The organism is Streptomyces sp. NPDC050806 (assembly GCF_055586425.1).
Genome location: NZ_JBVJIF010000004.1, coordinates 577,177 through 592,974 on the forward strand (window position 1 = coordinate 577,177; position 15,798 = coordinate 592,974).

Here is a 15,798-nt window from a genome sequence, read left to right on the forward strand (position 1 = left end):
ACCGGAGATGCGGGTCGTTGCCGCCGGAGATGCGGTCCTTGCCGGCGCTTCGGAACGGGTGCCGGCCCCGGCCCGGCGATCGTGCGGAGGCGGCGGTCAGTCGCCGAAACCGCCGCCGAATCCCCCGCCGTCGCCCCCGAATCCCCCGCCGCCCCCGAAGCCGCCGCCGAAGTCGCCACCGCTGAAGTCGCCGCCGGAGTAGTCCCCGCCGCCGAGCTCGTCCCCGTGCCCGCCGTCGCCCCACCCGTAGGCGGCCGGGCCGGTCATCGAGGAGCCGAGCAGCGTGCCGAGGAAGAGGCCGGGCAGCAGCCCGCCGCCGAGCATGCCGTAATAGCCGCCGGCCCAGGGGGCGTAGACGGAGCCCGCTTCCCAGTACGGGCGGTCCTCGCCGTACGGAGTGCGCACCGTGCGCGCCATCGGTTCCTGGCCGTCCGCCAGCCGTGCCTGGTCGGCCGCGCACACGGGGACGGTGCGCTCCGAGCCCCTTGGCGGCGCCCAGCGCGCGTCGGCGACGGCCGGTCCGTGCCGCGGGTCGAAGAAGCACGGGGGGCGGCGCTCCGGGAGCTGCCGGCCCTCGCGCCTGGCCTCCAGCGTGGCCAGCGCGAAGCGGCCGTCCTCCAGCGCCTCGGTCACCTTCCGTACGTCCGCGGGGCGGCGCGCCCGCCCCATGGCCTGCTTGGCGTTCTCGTACGCGTCCAGGGCGTGCGCGTAGTCCGCGCGCATCGCGTCGTCGGCACCCGGCTCGCCGGGCCGGAAGTCCAGCCGGTCCAGCTCCTCGCCGTACGCGGTGATGTCCTCGTCGACCACCACCCGCAGCGAGTCCAGCGCGGCCTGTTCCTCGGCCTCCCGGCGGCGCTTGGCCCGCCGGTGGACGGTGTACGCGCCGCCGGCACCGAGGACGACCAGCGCCCCGAGCCCGACCAGCGCGCCGCTGCTCACGCCGTCTCCGCCCGAACCCTGCCAGGACTCCGGCGTGCCCTTCCCGACCTGTTTCGTGGCCTGCGCGGCGAAGTCCTTCAGCTGAGCGGTGGCGTCACCCGGGTGTGCCCGTTGGGCCGCCCCCACGAGGTGGCGCACCGACTCGCCCGACATCACGTCTCCGTCGGCCCGGGCGTCGAAGCGGTCGCCGAGCTGCACCGCGTAGACGCCCTTGATACCGACGCGCGTGCGCAGGTCCTCGAAGAGCGTCGCGGGCGGGTACTCGGAGGTCGCGGGCAGCACGGCCACGAAGACCGGCTTGCCGGCGTCCTCGATGTCCTTCGCCAGCGCGTCCGCCTGTCCGGGCGGCAGCTGCCCGTCGGCCCGCGGGTCGACGTACACGGGCCCCTTGGAGAGCGCGTCGGCCGCCGCTTGCAGCCCTTCGCCGGCCGCCGCCCGGGGCTGCTCGTCCACCCTCGCCACGGAGCCCGTGGCAGCCGCCCGGTCCGCCGGAGCGCCCGCCGCGGCGGCCGGCCCCACCGCGAGCAGCAGCGCAGCGGACGCGGCCGTCAGAGCCGGGGCCGCCCGGTGCAGGGGTCGTCCGGGTGCGACCTTCATGCCTACGACGCTACTCCGAACTTCACTTTTCCGACATGCAAGCCGAGACGCCCGCAAAGAACGTCGGCCGGGTACAACGACGCCGGCCGACGGCCCCCACAGCCGCCGGCCGGCGTCCGTTCGTGTCCTGCGGCCCCGGTACGGCGCGGGTGCCGCCTCCCGGTGCCCTACGGGGCCGTGAGGTCCACCAGTTCGGCGAGGGCCGCACGGTGGTGGCCGGGGGCGCCGAGGGCGATCTCGTCGCTCTTGGCGCGCTTGAGGAAGAGGTGCAGCGGGTGCTCCCAGGTCATGCCGATGCCGCCGTGCAGCTGGAGGCATTCCTGCGCGGCCCGGACCGCGACCGGGGCGCAGTACGCCTGCGCGACCGCCACCGCCACGGGGGCGTCGGGACTGTCGGCCGCCAGCGCGTCCGCCGCGTTGCGCGCCGCGGCCCGCGCCGAGACCACCTCCAGCCAGAGCGCGGCCATCCGGTGCTTGAGGGCCTGGAAGGAGCCGACCGCACGGCCGAACTGGTTACGCTGCTTCGTGTACTCCACGAGCTCGGCCAGGCACCACTCGGCGATGCCCAGCTGTTCGGAGGCGAGCAGCCCGGCCCCGGTGAGCAGCGCCTTCCGCACGGCCGCGCCGGCCCGGTCGGCACCGGCGAGCCGGCGGCCCGCCGCCCCGTCGAAGGTGACGCGGGCGAGCCCACGGGTGAGGTCCAGCGGGGTGGCCCCCTCGATGTGCAGCCCCGGCGCACCGGTGTCCACGGCGTACAGCTCGATGCCGTCCGCCGCGCGTACCGGTACCAGCAGCACGTCGGCGGCGGCCGCGTCGGCGACCGAGGTGACCGTGCCGAGCAGGGCGCCGTCGGCCCCGGCCCGGACGGTCGGCTCCAGCGGACCGCCGGGCGCGGCCGTCAGCGGCAGCGCGAGCACGCCCACCCGCTCGCCACCGGCCAGCGCGGCCAGCAGCCCGGCCGGCTCCTCCTCGTCGGTGTCGCAGCCGAGCAGGGCCGTGACCGCGAGGACGGCGCTGGTCAGGTACGGCACGGGCGTCACGGCCCGGCCCAGCTCCTCCAGGACGACCGCGGCCTCTCTGGGGCCGGCCCCCTGGCCGCCGAGCTTCTCGGGGACGAGCAGTCCGGCCACCCCCATGTCGGCGGCGAGCGAGCGCCACAGGGCGGCGTCGTGGGTGCGCCCGGACTCCAGCTCGGCGAGCACCCCGGAGGGGCCGCCGCGGTCGGCCAGCAGGGACCGCACGGCGGCGCGCAGGTCGTCCTCGTGCTCCGAGTAGAGCAGGTCCGGGCCTTCGGGCAGGTCGGCCGCCGCGGTGTCCGCGGGCGTCGGCTGGTCGGTCATCGGGGCAGGTCCTTCCACGCGACGTCCTTGTCGGTGCGCGGCTCGGACGGCAGGCCGAGTACGCGTTCGGCGACGATGTTGAGGAGCACCTCGGAGGTGCCGCCCTCGATGCTGTTGCCCTTGGCGCGCAGGTAGCGGTAGCCGGCCTCGCGCCCGGTGAAGTCCACGCCTTCGGGGCGGCGCAGCGTCCAGTCGTCGTACGTGAGGCCGTCCTCCCCGAGGAACTCCACCTCCCAGCCGCTGATCTCCTGGGCGAGCCGCGCGAAGGAGAGCTTCATGCCGCTGCCTTCGGGGCCCGGCTGGCCCTTCGTGAGCTGCTGGCGCAGCCGCTCGCCGGTGAGGCGGGCCACCTCGGAGTCGACCCACAGGCGCAGCAGCCGCTGGTGCATGTCGTGCGTGCGCAGCTCGGGCCGCTCGCGCCAGTCGGCGGCGGCGACGCCGATCATGCCGCCCTCACGGGGGATGCGGGCGCCGCCGATGGCGACGCGCTCGTTCATGAGGGTGGTCTGTGCGACCTTCCAGCCCTCCCCCACCTCGCCGAGCCGGTGCGCGTCGGGGATGCGGACGTCGGTCAGGAAGACCTCGTTGAACTCGGCCTCGCCGGTGATCTGGCGCAGCGGCCGGACGTCCACACCGGGGTCGGTCATGTCGCACACGAAGTACGTGATGCCGCGGTGCTTCGGGGCCTCGGGGTCGGTACGGGCGATGAGGATCGCCCAGCGGGACTTGTGCGCGCCGGAGGTCCACACCTTCTGGCCGTTGACCACCCACGTTCCCCCACTCTCGGCTTCGCTCGAGCGGGAGGTGCCCCCACCCTCCCGCACGGCACGGGTGGCGAGGGCCGCGAGGTCGGAGCCGGCGCCGGGCTCGCTGAAGAGCTGGCACCACACCTCCTCGCCGGTCCACAGCGGCTTGAGGAACCGCCGCTTCTGCTCCTCGGTGCCGAAGCCCAGGACGGTCGGCGCCGCCATGCCCAGGCCGATGCCGATCCGGCGCGGGTTGTTGTCCGGCGCGCCGGCCGCGGCCAGTTCGGCGTCGACGACGGCCTGGAGGGCACGGGGGGCGTCGAGGCCGCCGAGCCCTTCGGGGAAGTGGACCCAGGCGAGCCCGGCGTCGAAGCGGGCACGCAGGAAGTCCATGCGGTCGGTGGTGGCGGGCGGGTGTGCGGCGAGCAGTTCGGCGGTGCGCCGGCGCAGGTCCTCGGCTCCCGTGCTCATCGGCCCGCCGCCTCTCCGGGGACGACCACGAGGCGCCCTGTGGTGACGCCGTCGGCGACCCTCTGTACCGCGTCGGCCGCGCCCTCCAGAGGTACGCGGTCGCCGATGAGCGGCTTGATGACGCCCTGGGCCGCGAGCTTGGTCAGCTCCTCGTGGCAGGCGCCGATGGAGGCCGGGTCCTTGGTGTTGTACAGCCCCCAGTGGAGGCCGACGATCGAGTAGTTCTTGACCAGCGCGTGGTTGAGCGCGGGGCTCGGGATGGTGCCGCCGGCGAAGCCGACGACGAGGATGCGGCCCTCGAAGGCCACGCACTTGGCGGACTGGGCGTACGCGTCGCCGCCCACCGGGTCGTAGATCACGTCGGCGCCGCGGCCGCCGGTGGCTTCCTTGACCGTCTTGATGACGTCCTCGCTGCGCCGGTCGACGACCACGTCGCAGCCGAGTTCGCGGGCGACCGCCGCCTTCTCGGGACCGCCGACGACACCGATGACGCGCGCGCCGGCCGCCCGGCCGAGCTGGACGGCGGCGCTGCCGACGCCGCCCGCCGCCGCGTGCACCAGCAGCGTCTCGCCGGCCTGGAGGTGTGCGCGGCGGTGCAGCGCGAACCAGCCGGTCTGGTAGCCGATGTGCAGCGCGGCGGCCTCGGCGTCGTCCAGCGCGTCCGGCGCCGGCAGGACGGTCCTGGCGTCCACCACGGCCAGTTCCGCGAAGCCGCCGTCGGGCAGCGGCGGCTGGGCCAGTACCCGGGTGCCCTCGGCCACGCTCGCGCCCTCACCGGCGGCGAGCACCTCGCCGCAGATCTCCACGCCGGGCGTGAAGGGCAGCGGCGGGCGCACCTGGTACTGCCCACGGCACAGCAGGGCGTCGGGGAAGTTGACGTTCGCGGCCTTCACCCGGAGGAGCAGCTGCCCCGGCCCGGGCTGCGGGTCGGGGACCTCGTCCAGCCGCATCGCCTCTCGTGGCTCGCCGTTCGCGTGTACCCGCCATGCCTTCACTGAGCTTCCCCTCACCACGTCGGTCGGCCTCGGTGCCATCGGCATACTAAGCGGTCGGTATGGCTGAGGGAACAGGTGTCGGGGAGGCAATCGGGGCGGGCGGGCCGCCCGCCCCGTGAGTGGCGTACCGGGCCGGTCAGCCCTTCAGGCGCCGCGCCTTGACCGTGTTGTCGGTGCGGACGGCCGGCTGCCCGTCCGGGGCGGTCTGGACGCGCTCGTGCTCCGCGCAGACGAGCACCTCCCACTCCCCCTCGGCCAGCCGGAGGTCCGCGAGCACCTCTTCGGGGCCGGGCAGGTGCACGTCCGGATGCGCGTCGGTCTCCCACGGGGGCATGCCGGAGTGACCGACCACGAGGAGCGTCCCGCCGGGCGCCACCGCGCCGGCGGCGGTCCGCAGTACCTCCGCCCGCGGCAGCGGGCCGTAGGTGTGCAGGAAGTGGGAGGAGACCAGGTCGTAGCTGCCCTCGGGGAAGGTCTCGCCCAGGGTGTGGCGCTGCCAGTCGACCCGGTCCGCGACGCCGGCGGTGGCCGCGTGCCCGGCCGCGCGGTCCAGGGCGACGCCGGAGACGTCGACCGCCGTGACCTGCCAGCCCTGCCGGGCCAGCCAGATCGCGTCACCGCCCTCGCCGCAGCCCACGTCCAGGGCCCGGCCCGGCGTCAGCCCGGCCACCTCACGGACCAGCGCGGCGTTGGGCTCGCCGCTCCAGATCCGCTCGCTCTCGCCGTACCGGGCGTCCCAGAACTCCTCGTCCGAGATCTGCATGTCGGTCATCTGCGCATTCCTCCGTCATCGTGCCGGTGTGTCACTCACCGCTGCCGATCGTCCGGCGCCCGGCACCGCTTGACAAAGTTTCTTGCCGAGGCAGCAAATAGCCGTATGCCGGACCACGACCTCGCACGCGTCCTGGCCGCCGTGGGGCCCCGCCTACGGGCGCTGCGCCGCGAACGGGACACCACCCTCGCCGCGCTGAGCGAGCGCACCGGCGTCTCGCCCAGCACCCTCTCGCGCCTGGAGTCCGGGCAGCGCAAGCCCACTCTGGAGTTGCTGCTGCCGCTGGCCAGGGAGTACGGCGTACGGCTGCACGAGCTGGTCGGCGCGCCGTCCACCGGCGATCCGCGCGTCCACCCGAGCCCCGTCACCCGGGACGGCCACGTCTTCGTGCCGCTCACCGGCCGGCTCGGCGGGCTGCGCGCGTACAAGCGGATCCTGCCCGCAGGACGGCCCGGCGCCGGGCGGCCCGCGCAACGCGCCCACGAGGGCTACGGCTGGCTCTACGTGCTCTCCGGCACGCTGCGCCTGGCCCTGGCCGAGCACGACCTGTTGCTCGGGGCGGGCGAGGCGGCCGAGTTCGACACCCGCACACCGCACGGCTTCGAGAACGCGGGCCCGGACCCGGTGGAGCTGCTGCACCTGTACGGCCCCCAGGGCGAGCGCATACGCACCCGCAACGGGCCCGCCGACGCCCCCTGAGCGGGCCGCCGCGCGCTCCCGGCCCCGTACCGCGCGGACATGGCCGCAAGGCGTCTGGAGGGCCGTCGGCGCCGCGCCCATAATGCGCAGCAGGCCGGTCCGCGCACGACCGGGTCGCGGCGTGCGAGGACCTGCCGCACCCGCGTCGGCCCGCGCTGCCGGAGGTGTCCGACCATGACGGCGAACAGCACCCTCCGTACGGCCCCGGACGGGCTCCGGACGCCCCTGGCACGGCGGGCGGCGACGAGCGTGGCAGCACTGGCCGCCGGAGCGCTGCTGCTGACGGCGTGCGGCGGCGGGGGCGGTGACGCGGGCGAGCGGGAAGGCACCGGTTCGGCCGCCCCGCTCGCCGCCGAACTGCCGCAGAACATCCGCGACAAGGGGTACCTCGAAGTCGGCTCCGACATCGCCTACCCGCCGGTGGAGTTCAAGGACGAGAAGGGCAGGGCCGTCGGCCTCGATCCCGACCTGGCCGCGGCCATGGGCCGGCAGCTGGGCGTGGAGTTCCGGTTCCGCATCGGCACCTTCGACACGCTGCTGACCGGGCTGCGCGCCAAGCGCTACGACATCGCCATGTCGGCGTTCACGGACACCGAGAACCGGCAGAACGGCATCGATCCGGCCACCGGCAAGAAGGTGGGCGAGGGCGTGGACTTCGTCGACTACTTCAGTGCCGGTGTGTCGATGTACGTCAGGAAGGGCGCCCGCGGCGCCCCGAAGAGCTGGGACGGCCTCTGCGGCAAGAAGGCCGTCCTGCAGCGCGGCTCCGTCTCCGAGGACCTGGCCAGGGCCCTGTCCCAGGAGTGCGCCGCGGCGGGGAAGGACACGGTCGCCATCGAGTCCTTCGACAACGACCAGCAGGCCCAGACCCGGCTGCGGGCCGGCGGCGGCGACGTCGGCATCTCCGACTACCCGGTCGCCGAGTACGCGGCGCGCACTTCCGGCGGCGGCCGCGACTTCCGGCTCGTCGGCGAGCAGGTGCAGGCGGCCCCGTACGGCATCGCCGTCGCCAAGGGCAACACCCGGCTGCGGGACGCGCTCAAGTCCGCCATGGACGCGGTCATGGACAGCGGCGAGTACATGAAGATCCTCAAGAAGTGGGGCGTCACCGACGGCGCGCTGCCCAGGGCCGAGATCAATGGCGGTTCCTGACCGGCCGGACACCGCGCCGGCCGGCGGCCCGGCGGCCGTCACGGCGGTTCCGGTGCGCCACTGGGGCCGCTACGCCGTCGCCGTGCTCGCCGTCGCGGCGTTCGTCGCGCTCGTCGCCGCCTTCGCGCGGGGCAGGATCAACTGGGGCGCGGTCCCCGGTTACTTCTTCGACCCGCGCATCCTCGAAGGCGTGGGGCAGACCCTGCTGCTGACCGTCCTGTCCATGGCGATCGGCACCGCCGGCGGCATCACGCTCGCGGTGATGCGGCTGTCCAGGAACCCGGTGACCGCGTCGCTCGCGTGGTTCTACATCTGGTTCTTCCGCGGCACTCCGGTGCTGGTCCAACTGATGGTCTGGTTCAACCTGGGGCTGGTCTTCGAGTACGTGCGGCTCGGCCCGCTGTACAGCGGCGAGTGGGCCGGCTTCATGACCCCCTTCCTGACGGCACTTCTGGGGCTCGGGCTCAACGAGGCCGCCTACATGGCCGAGATCTGCCGCGCGGGCCTGCTCGCGGTCGACGAGGGACAGACGGAGGCCGCCCACGCCCTGGGCATGCGCCACGGCAAGACCCTGCGCCGCGTCGTGATCCCGCAGGCGATGCGCGTCATCGTGCCGCCCACGGGCAACGAGGTCATCACCATGCTGAAGACGACCTCACTGGTGGCGGCGGTGCAGTACTACGAACTGCTGCGGTACGCGCAGGACATCGGGCAGCTCTCCGGCGCCCCGGTGGAGATGCTCTTCCTCGCCGCCGCCTGGTACCTGATCCTGACCTCGGTCCTCTCCGTAGGCCAGTTCTACCTGGAGCGCCACTACGCGCGCGGCTCGTCGCACCGGCTCCCGGCCACCCCGTGGCAGAAGCTCAGGGCGCACGTGCTCACGCTCCGTCGCTGAATCCGGCCCGCATCCGGGTCGCGGGGCCTCTCAGGTGCGGCCCTCGCGCTCCTGGGCGTCCTTCAGGGCGGCCGAGCGGGTGGCCCAGTCGGCGCGTACGACCCGGAAGCCGGCGGCCTCGACGGCATTGCAGACCAGTTCGTCGTCGTCCACGACCACCCGCACCTCGCGGCCCCGGGCGAGCTTGCGCAGCAGCTCCAGCTTGGTGTGGCGGGCCGGGCGGCGGTCACCGGAGGGGCGCATCCGGACGCGGCCCTCGGGGAGGCCGTGCCGGGCCAGCCACTCCAACGTGTCGGCGCGGCACTTCTCGGGCCGCCCGGTGAGGTACACGATCTCGCACTCGGCGGCGCTCTCCAGGACCAGCGCGATGCCCTCGGGCAGCGGCGGGTCGTCCGGTGCCGCGGCGAAGAAGCCCTCCCAGTCGCGCGGCCGCTGCTCCAGGAAATGCTGCCGGTGCGCCGTGCCCGCCAGCGTGTTGTCCAGGTCGAAGACCGCCAGGGGCGCCTTACCCACGTGTCATCCCGTCTTCCCCATGTGTCATCCCGCCGCCGTGCTCGCGGGCGCCGCGGTGACGCCGGCCGGCTCGCCGCTGGCCGTCACCCGGATGCGGCCGGTGCCGACGCCCTGGGCGAGTGACAGCCGATCGTAGATCACCTCGGCGCAGGCCGCCGTGTCCAGCTCCAGGACGGCGTCGGGCGCGGGGGCCGGCCCGTCCGCGTAGCCGTAGACGTCCGTCACGCGCCCCTGTGCGGCCGCCTCCTCGTCCAGCGTGACGTGAAACGTCCCCTCGTCCAGCCGCACCTCCACGACCCGTACGGGCCCGTCCTCCGCCCGCCGGTCGGCGAAGTACCGGGCCAGCCGGGGCATGAGCGGTACGGCGAACCAATGCGCACGCACCGCGTCGGTCGGCCGCGGCGCGCCGAGCTCGGGCGCGCCCCAGTCGGCCAGTGCGGTGAGGACGGGCAGGAGGGCCCGGCCGCGGTCGGTGAGTTCGTACACGAAGGCGGCGGCGGGCGGGTCGAGTCTGCGGCGGGCGGCCAGCCCGTCGCGCTCCATGTCCTTCAGGCGCCCCGCGAGCATGTCCGTGCTGACGCCCGGCAGGTCGGCGTGCAGGTCGGTGTAGCGCCGGGCCCCGGCCAGCAGCTCCCGGACGATCAGCAGGGTCCAGCGGTCGCCCACGGAGTCCAGGGCGCGGGCGACGGAGCAGTACTGGTCATAACTTCGGCGCGGCATGATCCCCAGCATAGACAAGAAGTTGGACTTTCCAAGTCGCAGCTTGGTAAAACCAAGTAATGCCACAGACGCGCCGCACCGCGGCGAGCGAGGGACCGGGAGGCCGCCGCATGGAGTTCAAGCAGTCGAACAAAATGGCCGACGTCTGCTACGAGATCCGCGGGCCGGTGATCGAGCACGCCGACGCACTGGAGGAGGCCGGGCACAGTGTGCTGCGGCTGAACACCGGCAACCCCGCACTGTTCGGCTTCGAGGCGCCCGAGGAGATCCTGCAGGACGTGCTGCGCAACCTGTCCCGCGCGCACGGCTACACGGAGTCCCGCGGCATCCTCCCGGCGCGCCGGGCCGTCGCCCAGCACTACCAGTCGCTCGGCCTCACCGAGGTCGGCGTGGACGACATCTACCTGGGCAACGGCGTCTCGGAGCTGGTCTCGATGGCGGTCCAGGCGCTGCTGGACGACGGCGACGAGGTGCTGATCCCGGCCCCGGACTTCCCGCTGTGGACCGCGGTGACCTCGCTCGCGGGCGGCAGGCCGGTGCACTACCTGTGCGACGAGTCCGCCGACTGGCTGCCGGACCTGGACGACATGGCCGCGAAGATCACCGACCGGACGCGGGCGCTGGTCATCATCAACCCGAACAACCCGACCGGCGCCGTCTACCCGCGCGAGCTGCTGGAGGGCATGCTCGACCTGGCCCGGCGGCACGGCCTGATGGTCTTCGCCGACGAGATCTACGACCGGATCCTGTACGACGACGAGGTGCACCACAACGCCGCGGCGCTCGCCCCCGACCTGGTGTGCCTCACCTTCAGCGGGCTCTCCAAGGCGTACCGCGTGGCCGGTTTCCGCTCCGGCTGGCTGATGGTCACCGGCCCCAAGCAGCACGCCGCCGACTACCTGGAGGGGCTGGGCACGCTGGCCTCGATGCGGCTGTGCCCGAACGCCCCGGCGCAGTACGCCATTCAGGCGGCGCTCGGCGGCCGCCAGTCGATCAACGAGCTGGTGCTGCCCGGCGGCCGGCTCCGCGAGCAGCGCGACCGGGCCTGGGAGCGGCTGAACGAAATCCCCGGTGTGTCGTGCGTGAAGCCCAAGGGCGCGCTCTATGCCTTCCCGCGCCTGGACCCGGCCGTGCACAAGATCCACGACGACGAGAAATTCGTCCTCGACCTGCTGCTTCGCGAAAAGATCCAGGTGGTGCAGGGCACCGGGTTCAACTGGCCGCACCACGACCACTTCCGTATCCTGACACTCCCGTACGCCGACGACCTCGACGCCGCCATCAGCCGCATCGGACGCTTCCTGGCGGGGTACCGGCAGTGAGAGACTCCCGTGCGGGCGCGCCGTCGTACACCGGCGCGACCGCAGGCGGGCCGTGCGCGGCTCGCGCTCCCTGGGCGCTGATGCGCCCTTGAGTGCGCCGCTCGCACCCGCTTAGGTGGGAGGCCTGCGTCCGGTCGTCCGGCCACGGAGGGAGTGAGGTCCATGCCCGCACACCACGCGGTCACGGAACAGGAACTGGCGGCGCACCTGCACGGCATATGTTTCAAGACCGGACCACCGCGGCGCATCGGGGTCGAGATCGAATATCTCGTCCACGACTCCCGCAACCCCCGATGTCCCCTGCCCCGCGAGCGCGTACGCAGCGCGATGACCGCCCTGCACGCGCTTCCCCTGCACTCCGCCCTCACCTTCGAGCCGGGCGGGCAGCTGGAGCTCAGCTCGCTTCCCGCCGCCTCCCTCACCGAGTGCATCACCGCCGTCTCCGCCGACCTGGCGCTGGTCCGCACGGCGCTGCGCGCCATGGGCCTGAGCCTGGCCGGCCACGGCCACAATCCCTGGCACCCGCCGCACCGCATCCTCGACGAGCCCCGGTACGACGCCATGGAGGCGTACTTCGACCGCTGGGGACCGGCCGGGCGGTCCATGATGTGCGGCACCGCATCCGTACAGGTCTGCCTCGACGCCGGCCACGAAGAGCCCGGCCCGCTCGGCCACGGGCGGCGCTGGCGGCTGGCCCACCTCCTCGGCGCCGTGCTCACCGCGGCCTTCGCCAACTCACCCACCAGCGAAGGGTGCCCGACCGGCTACCGCTCCACCCGCCAGGCCGTGTGGTCGCAGCTCGACCCGGCCCGCACTCTCGCGCCCGCCGACGGCTCCGATCCGCGCGCCGCCTGGACCGCGTACGTCCTCGACGCGCCCGTCATGTGCCTGCGCACCCCGGGCGGCCCCTGGGACGCCCCCGAAGGCCTGACCTTCCGCGACTGGGTGCGCACGGGCGTCCCCAGGGCGCCCACCCAGGAGGACTTCGACTACCACGTCACCACGCTCTTTCCCCCGGTCCGGCCGCGGGGCCACCTCGAACTCCGCATGATCGACGCGCAGCCGGGCGACGGCTGGATCGTGCCGCTGGCCGTGACCACGGCCCTGTTCGACGACCCCGAGGCCGCCGAGACCGCGTACCGCGCGGTCAAGCCGCTCGCCGAGACCGCCGGCGAGCGCCCCGCGCCGCGCAACCCCCTCTGGCGGCGTGCGGCGCGGCACGCGCTGACCGATCCGGAGCTGGCCGCCGCCGCGACGACCTGCTTCGCCGCTGCCCGTGAGGCGCTGCCCCGGCTCGGTGCCGGGCCGGACGTCCTCGCCGCCGTGGAGGAGTTCACCGAGCGCTACGTGGCGCACGGCCGCTGCCCGGCCGACGACGTACTGGACGCGGCGTACGCGGCGCCCGAGTACGCCGCGCCGGACACCGAGAGCGCGGCGGCCCGGCGCGCCGCAGACGCGCAGGAAGCGGCGCTCGCCGCGGAGTACGCACGCACCGTCGAGCGCATCCCAGGGAAGGACAGCCAGTGATCCACGATCCCGAAACGCTCCGGGACCGCGCGGCGTCGGCACTGCTCGCCGCGCGCGCCCGTACGCAGACGCTGACCACCTGTGTCGACGAGCCCGACCTGACCGCCCAGCACTCGCCCCTGATGTCGCCCCTGGTGTGGGACCTCGCCCACATAGGCAACCAGGAGGAGCAGTGGCTGATGCGGGCGGTGGGCGGCCTCGAAGCGCTGCGCCCGGAGATCGACTCGGTGTACGACGCGTTCGAGCACCCCCGGGCCGAGCGGCCCTCGCTGCCGCTGCTGGCCCCCGCCGAGGCGCACAGCTACGTCGCCGAGGTGCGCGGCCGGGTGCTGGACGTGCTGGGGAAGACCCCGCTGCGCGGCGACCGGCTGGTGGAGCAGGCCTTCGCGTTCGGCATGGTCGCGCAGCACGAGCAGCAGCACGACGAGACGATGCTCATCACCCACCAGCTCCGGCGGGGCCCCGCTGCCCTCACCGCTCCCCCGCCGCCGGACACCTCCGGCGGCGTGACGGAGGCCGAAGTGCTGGTGCCCGCCGGACACTTCACGATGGGCACCTCCAGCGAGCCGTGGGCGCTGGACAACGAACGCCCCGCGCACCACCGCCTGCTGCCCGCCTTCCACCTCGACACGATGCCGGTGAGCAACGCCGCGTATCTCCGGTTCGTCGAGGACGGCGGCTATCGGGAGCAGCGCTGGTGGGCCCCCGAAGGCTGGCGGATGGTGTGCGAGAACAACCTCAAGGCGCCGCTGTTCTGGCGGCACGAGGGCGGCGAGTGGGTCCGCCGTTCCTTCGGCGTCACCGAGCCGGTCGCTCCTGAAGAACCGGTTCTGCATGTGAGCTGGTACGAGGCCGACGCCTACGCGCGCTGGGCCGGGCGGCGGCTGCCCTCGGAGGCCGAGTGGGAGAAGGCCGCCCGTTGGGACCCGCGTACCGGACGCAGCCGCCGCTACCCGTGGGGCAACGAGGACCCGGGCCCCGAGCACGCCAACCTCGGCCAGCGCCACCTGCGGCCGGCGCCGGTCGGCAGCTACCCCGAGGGCGAGTCACCGCTGGGTGTCCGGCAGCTCATCGGGGACGTGTGGGAGTGGACCTCGGGCGACTTCCTGCCCTACCCCGGCTTCCAGGCGTTCCCGTACCCCGAGTACTCCGAGGTGTTCTTCGGCGGCGCGTACAAGGTGCTGCGCGGCGGGTCGTTCGCGGTGGACCCGGTGGCCTGCCGCGGCACGTTCCGCAACTGGGACCACCCCGTCCGGCGGCAGATCTTCGCCGGCTTCCGCACCGCCCGCGACGCCGGCCCGGAGGAGGCGTGAGAGTGCGGGCTCCAGAGGCGGTGACGCGCGCCGCCCTCATAGCGCGGAGGGGGCCCACCTGATGTGCCGCCATCTCGCCTACGTCGGTCCCGAGGTGCCGCTCGGCGACGTTCTCACCGCGCCCGAGCACAGCCTGTACCGGCAGTCCTGGGCGCCGCGCCGGCAGCAGTACGGCACGGTCAACGCGGACGGCTTCGGCATCGGCTGGTACGCCCCGGGCGACCCCGTACCGGCCCGGTACCGCCGCGCCGGGCCGATCTGGGCCGACGCCGGCCTGCCCGACCTCGCCCGGGTCGTTCGCAGCGGCGCCGTGCTCGCCGCCGTACGGGACGCCACGCTCGCCTGCCCGGACGGCGAGGCCGCCGCAGCACCGTTCGCCGGCGGGCCCTGGCTGTTCAGCCACAACGGCGCGGTCAGCGGCTGGCCCGGCTCGCTGGGACCGCTCGCTGCCGCACTGCCCTCCGAAGCGCTGCTCGGCCTGGAGGCGCGCTGCGACGCCGCGTTTCTCTGGGCGCTGGTGAAGCACCGCCTGGAGCAGGGCGCCGACGCGTCCGAGGCGCTGTCGGAGACGGTCACCGAGGTGGCCGCCGCCGCGCCCGGCTCCCGGCTGAACCTGCTGCTCACCGACGGCGCCACGGTCACCGCCACGACCTGGGGCGACACGCTCTTCCACCGCGCCCTCCCGGGCGCCGCGCCCGGCATGCTGATCGCCTCCGAACCCTCCGACGACACGGACGACTGGACCGAGGTCCCCGACCGCACCCTGCTGACCGCCAACGCCAGCGATGTCCTGCTCACCCCGCTCAAGGAGCCCGCCGCGTGAGTCCCCTTGCCGTCACCCGCACGCTGCCCCTCGACGCCACAGCCGCCGCCCTCCGCACCGACGTCGCCCACGGCCTGACGGGCAGCCCGAAGACACTGCCGCCCAAGTGGTTCTACGACGCCCGGGGCAGCGACCTCTTCGAGGACATCACCGCACTGCCCGAGTACTACCCGACCCGCGCCGAGCGGGAGATCCTGGTCGCCCGCGCCGCGGACGTCGCCGCCGCCACCGGCGCCCGCACCCTCATCGAGCTGGGCTCCGGCTCCTCGGAGAAGACGCGGGTCCTGCTGGACGCGCTCACCGAGCTGCACACCTACGTCCCCGTCGACGTGAGCGAGAGCGCGCTGGCCGCCGCCGGCGAGACGCTGCTCGCCGAGCGCCCCGGACTCACCGTGCACGGCCTCGTGGCCGACTTCCAGCACGGCCTGGGGCTGCCCGAAACCCCCGGCCCCCGGCTGCTGGCGTTCCTCGGCGGCACGATCGGCAACCTGCTCCCCGCCGAGCGGGCCGGCTTCCTGCGCTCCGTACGCGACCTGCTGGCGCCCGGTGACGCGCTGCTGCTCGGCACGGACCTGGTCAAGGACGAGGCGACGCTGGTGGCCGCCTACGACGACAGCCAGGGCGTCACGGCGGAGTTCAACAAGAACGTCCTCGCCGTCGTCAACCGCGAGCTCGCCGCCGACTTCGACCTGACGCAGTTCGCGCACCGGGCGGTGTGGAACGCCGAGCGCGAGTGGATCGAGATGCGGCTGCGGTCCCTGAAGGAACAGACCGTGAAGATCCCGGCGCTGGACCTCGCGGTGCACTTCGACGCGGGCGAGGAGGTGCGTACGGAGGTCTCGACGAAGTTCCGCGAGGAGGGCGTGCGCACGGAGCTGAAGGCGGCCGGGATGGAACTCCGGGAGTGGTGGACGGACGAGGCGGACCGCTTCGCGCTGTCCCTCGCCGTACGGAGCCGGTAGCGCCGTACGGAG

15 protein-coding genes are annotated in these 15,798 nt (G+C 74.0%); 8 read left to right on the forward strand and 7 right to left on the reverse strand.

Annotated features, from left to right (window positions below; genetic code table 11):
* Positions 1–96: 96 nt before the first annotated feature.
* The 5 genes from ACZ6WH_RS15330 to ACZ6WH_RS15350 all read right to left on the reverse strand — a co-directional run bounded on the left by ACZ6WH_RS15330 (position 97) and on the right by ACZ6WH_RS15350 (position 5,860).
* Entirely contained in the window at positions 97–1,536 is a 1,440-nt protein-coding gene (locus ACZ6WH_RS15330; protein ID WP_469728732.1) for a hypothetical protein, read from the reverse strand.
* A gap of 167 nt (positions 1,537–1,703) precedes the next feature.
* Positions 1,704–2,876: an acyl-CoA dehydrogenase family protein gene (locus ACZ6WH_RS15335; protein WP_469728733.1), complete on the reverse strand. Its 1,173-nt coding sequence runs from the start codon at positions 2,874–2,876 to the stop codon at positions 1,704–1,706.
* The gene (locus tag ACZ6WH_RS15340) at positions 2,873–4,093 is read right to left on the reverse strand and encodes an acyl-CoA dehydrogenase family protein (RefSeq protein WP_469728734.1); all 1,221 of its coding nucleotides are present in this window, start codon (positions 4,091–4,093) and stop codon (positions 2,873–2,875) included. The genes ACZ6WH_RS15335 and ACZ6WH_RS15340 overlap by 4 nt, the downstream gene beginning before the upstream one ends.
* Positions 4,090–5,088 (reverse strand): NADPH:quinone oxidoreductase family protein, encoded by a 999-nt coding sequence (locus tag ACZ6WH_RS15345; protein ID WP_469728735.1) that lies wholly within the window; start codon positions 5,086–5,088, stop codon positions 4,090–4,092. Before ACZ6WH_RS15345 ends, ACZ6WH_RS15340 begins: the two co-directional genes overlap by 4 nt.
* 136 nt (positions 5,089–5,224) lie before the next feature.
* Positions 5,225–5,860 carry an SAM-dependent methyltransferase gene (locus tag ACZ6WH_RS15350; RefSeq protein WP_432860925.1) on the reverse strand — a complete coding sequence of 212 codons (636 nt, stop codon included), beginning with the start codon at positions 5,858–5,860 and terminating at the stop codon, positions 5,225–5,227.
* Between the two features lie 105 nt (positions 5,861–5,965).
* Here ACZ6WH_RS15350 and ACZ6WH_RS15355 point away from each other — a divergent pair, with 105 nt between their 5' ends.
* The 3 genes from ACZ6WH_RS15355 to ACZ6WH_RS15365 all read left to right on the forward strand — a co-directional run bounded on the left by ACZ6WH_RS15355 (position 5,966) and on the right by ACZ6WH_RS15365 (position 8,606).
* The gene (locus ACZ6WH_RS15355) at positions 5,966–6,559 is read left to right on the forward strand and encodes a helix-turn-helix domain-containing protein (protein WP_469728736.1); all 594 of its coding nucleotides are present in this window, start codon (positions 5,966–5,968) and stop codon (positions 6,557–6,559) included.
* Positions 6,560–6,733: 174 nt separating this feature from the next.
* A complete protein-coding gene (locus tag ACZ6WH_RS15360) occupies positions 6,734–7,711 on the forward strand; it encodes an ABC transporter substrate-binding protein (RefSeq protein ID WP_469728738.1) in 978 nt (325 codons plus the stop codon).
* Positions 7,698–8,606 (forward strand): amino acid ABC transporter permease, encoded by a 909-nt coding sequence (locus ACZ6WH_RS15365; RefSeq protein WP_469728740.1) that lies wholly within the window; start codon positions 7,698–7,700, stop codon positions 8,604–8,606. Before ACZ6WH_RS15360 ends, ACZ6WH_RS15365 begins: the two co-directional genes overlap by 14 nt.
* Before the next feature lie 30 nt (positions 8,607–8,636).
* Here the strand turns inward: ACZ6WH_RS15365 and ACZ6WH_RS15370 are convergent, their stop codons facing one another.
* Positions 8,637–9,119 (reverse strand): phosphatase domain-containing protein, encoded by a 483-nt coding sequence (locus ACZ6WH_RS15370; RefSeq protein WP_469728742.1) that lies wholly within the window; start codon positions 9,117–9,119, stop codon positions 8,637–8,639.
* 24 nt (positions 9,120–9,143) lie between these two features.
* Complete coding sequence (locus ACZ6WH_RS15375) at positions 9,144–9,842, reverse strand: winged helix-turn-helix transcriptional regulator (RefSeq protein ID WP_469728971.1); 699 nt, start codon at positions 9,840–9,842, stop codon at positions 9,144–9,146.
* A 107-nt stretch (positions 9,843–9,949) separates the two neighbouring features.
* On the opposite strand from ACZ6WH_RS15375, the gene ACZ6WH_RS15380 reads away from it, so the two are divergent.
* From ACZ6WH_RS15380 to egtD, 5 genes are all read left to right on the forward strand, one after another.
* Entirely contained in the window at positions 9,950–11,161 is a 1,212-nt protein-coding gene (locus ACZ6WH_RS15380) for a pyridoxal phosphate-dependent aminotransferase (RefSeq protein ID WP_469728743.1), read from the forward strand.
* Positions 11,162–11,323: 162 nt separating this feature from the next.
* On the forward strand, positions 11,324–12,688 hold the full coding sequence (egtA, locus tag ACZ6WH_RS15385; RefSeq protein ID WP_469728744.1) for an ergothioneine biosynthesis glutamate--cysteine ligase EgtA: 1,365 nt from the start codon (positions 11,324–11,326) through the stop codon (positions 12,686–12,688).
* The gene (egtB, locus tag ACZ6WH_RS15390; protein WP_469728746.1) at positions 12,685–14,001 is read left to right on the forward strand and encodes an ergothioneine biosynthesis protein EgtB; all 1,317 of its coding nucleotides are present in this window, start codon (positions 12,685–12,687) and stop codon (positions 13,999–14,001) included. Before egtA ends, egtB begins: the two co-directional genes overlap by 4 nt.
* A 61-nt stretch (positions 14,002–14,062) precedes the next feature.
* On the forward strand, positions 14,063–14,824 hold the full coding sequence (gene egtC / locus ACZ6WH_RS15395) for an ergothioneine biosynthesis protein EgtC (RefSeq protein ID WP_469728747.1): 762 nt from the start codon (positions 14,063–14,065) through the stop codon (positions 14,822–14,824).
* Complete coding sequence (gene egtD, locus ACZ6WH_RS15400) at positions 14,821–15,786, forward strand: L-histidine N(alpha)-methyltransferase (RefSeq protein WP_469728748.1); 966 nt, start codon at positions 14,821–14,823, stop codon at positions 15,784–15,786. Before egtC ends, egtD begins: the two co-directional genes overlap by 4 nt.
* Positions 15,787–15,798 lie beyond the last annotated feature (12 nt).

Coding starts and splice junctions, on each gene's coding strand:
- ACZ6WH_RS15330 (WP_469728732.1), bottom strand. CDS start 1,536: ATGAAGGTCGCACCCGGACGACCCCTGCACCGGGCGGCCCCGGCTCTG.
- ACZ6WH_RS15335 (WP_469728733.1), bottom strand. CDS start 2,876: ATGACCGACCAGCCGACGCCCGCGGACACCGCGGCGGCCGACCTGCCC.
- ACZ6WH_RS15340 (WP_469728734.1), bottom strand. CDS start 4,093: ATGAGCACGGGAGCCGAGGACCTGCGCCGGCGCACCGCCGAACTGCTC.
- ACZ6WH_RS15350 (WP_432860925.1), bottom strand. CDS start 5,860: ATGACCGACATGCAGATCTCGGACGAGGAGTTCTGGGACGCCCGGTAC.
- ACZ6WH_RS15355 (WP_469728736.1), top strand. CDS start 5,966: ATGCCGGACCACGACCTCGCACGCGTCCTGGCCGCCGTGGGGCCCCGC.
- ACZ6WH_RS15360 (WP_469728738.1), top strand. CDS start 6,734: ATGACGGCGAACAGCACCCTCCGTACGGCCCCGGACGGGCTCCGGACG.
- ACZ6WH_RS15365 (WP_469728740.1), top strand. CDS start 7,698: ATGGCGGTTCCTGACCGGCCGGACACCGCGCCGGCCGGCGGCCCGGCG.
- ACZ6WH_RS15380 (WP_469728743.1), top strand. CDS start 9,950: ATGGAGTTCAAGCAGTCGAACAAAATGGCCGACGTCTGCTACGAGATC.
- egtA (WP_469728744.1), top strand. CDS start 11,324: ATGCCCGCACACCACGCGGTCACGGAACAGGAACTGGCGGCGCACCTG.
- egtC (WP_469728747.1), top strand. CDS start 14,063: ATGTGCCGCCATCTCGCCTACGTCGGTCCCGAGGTGCCGCTCGGCGAC.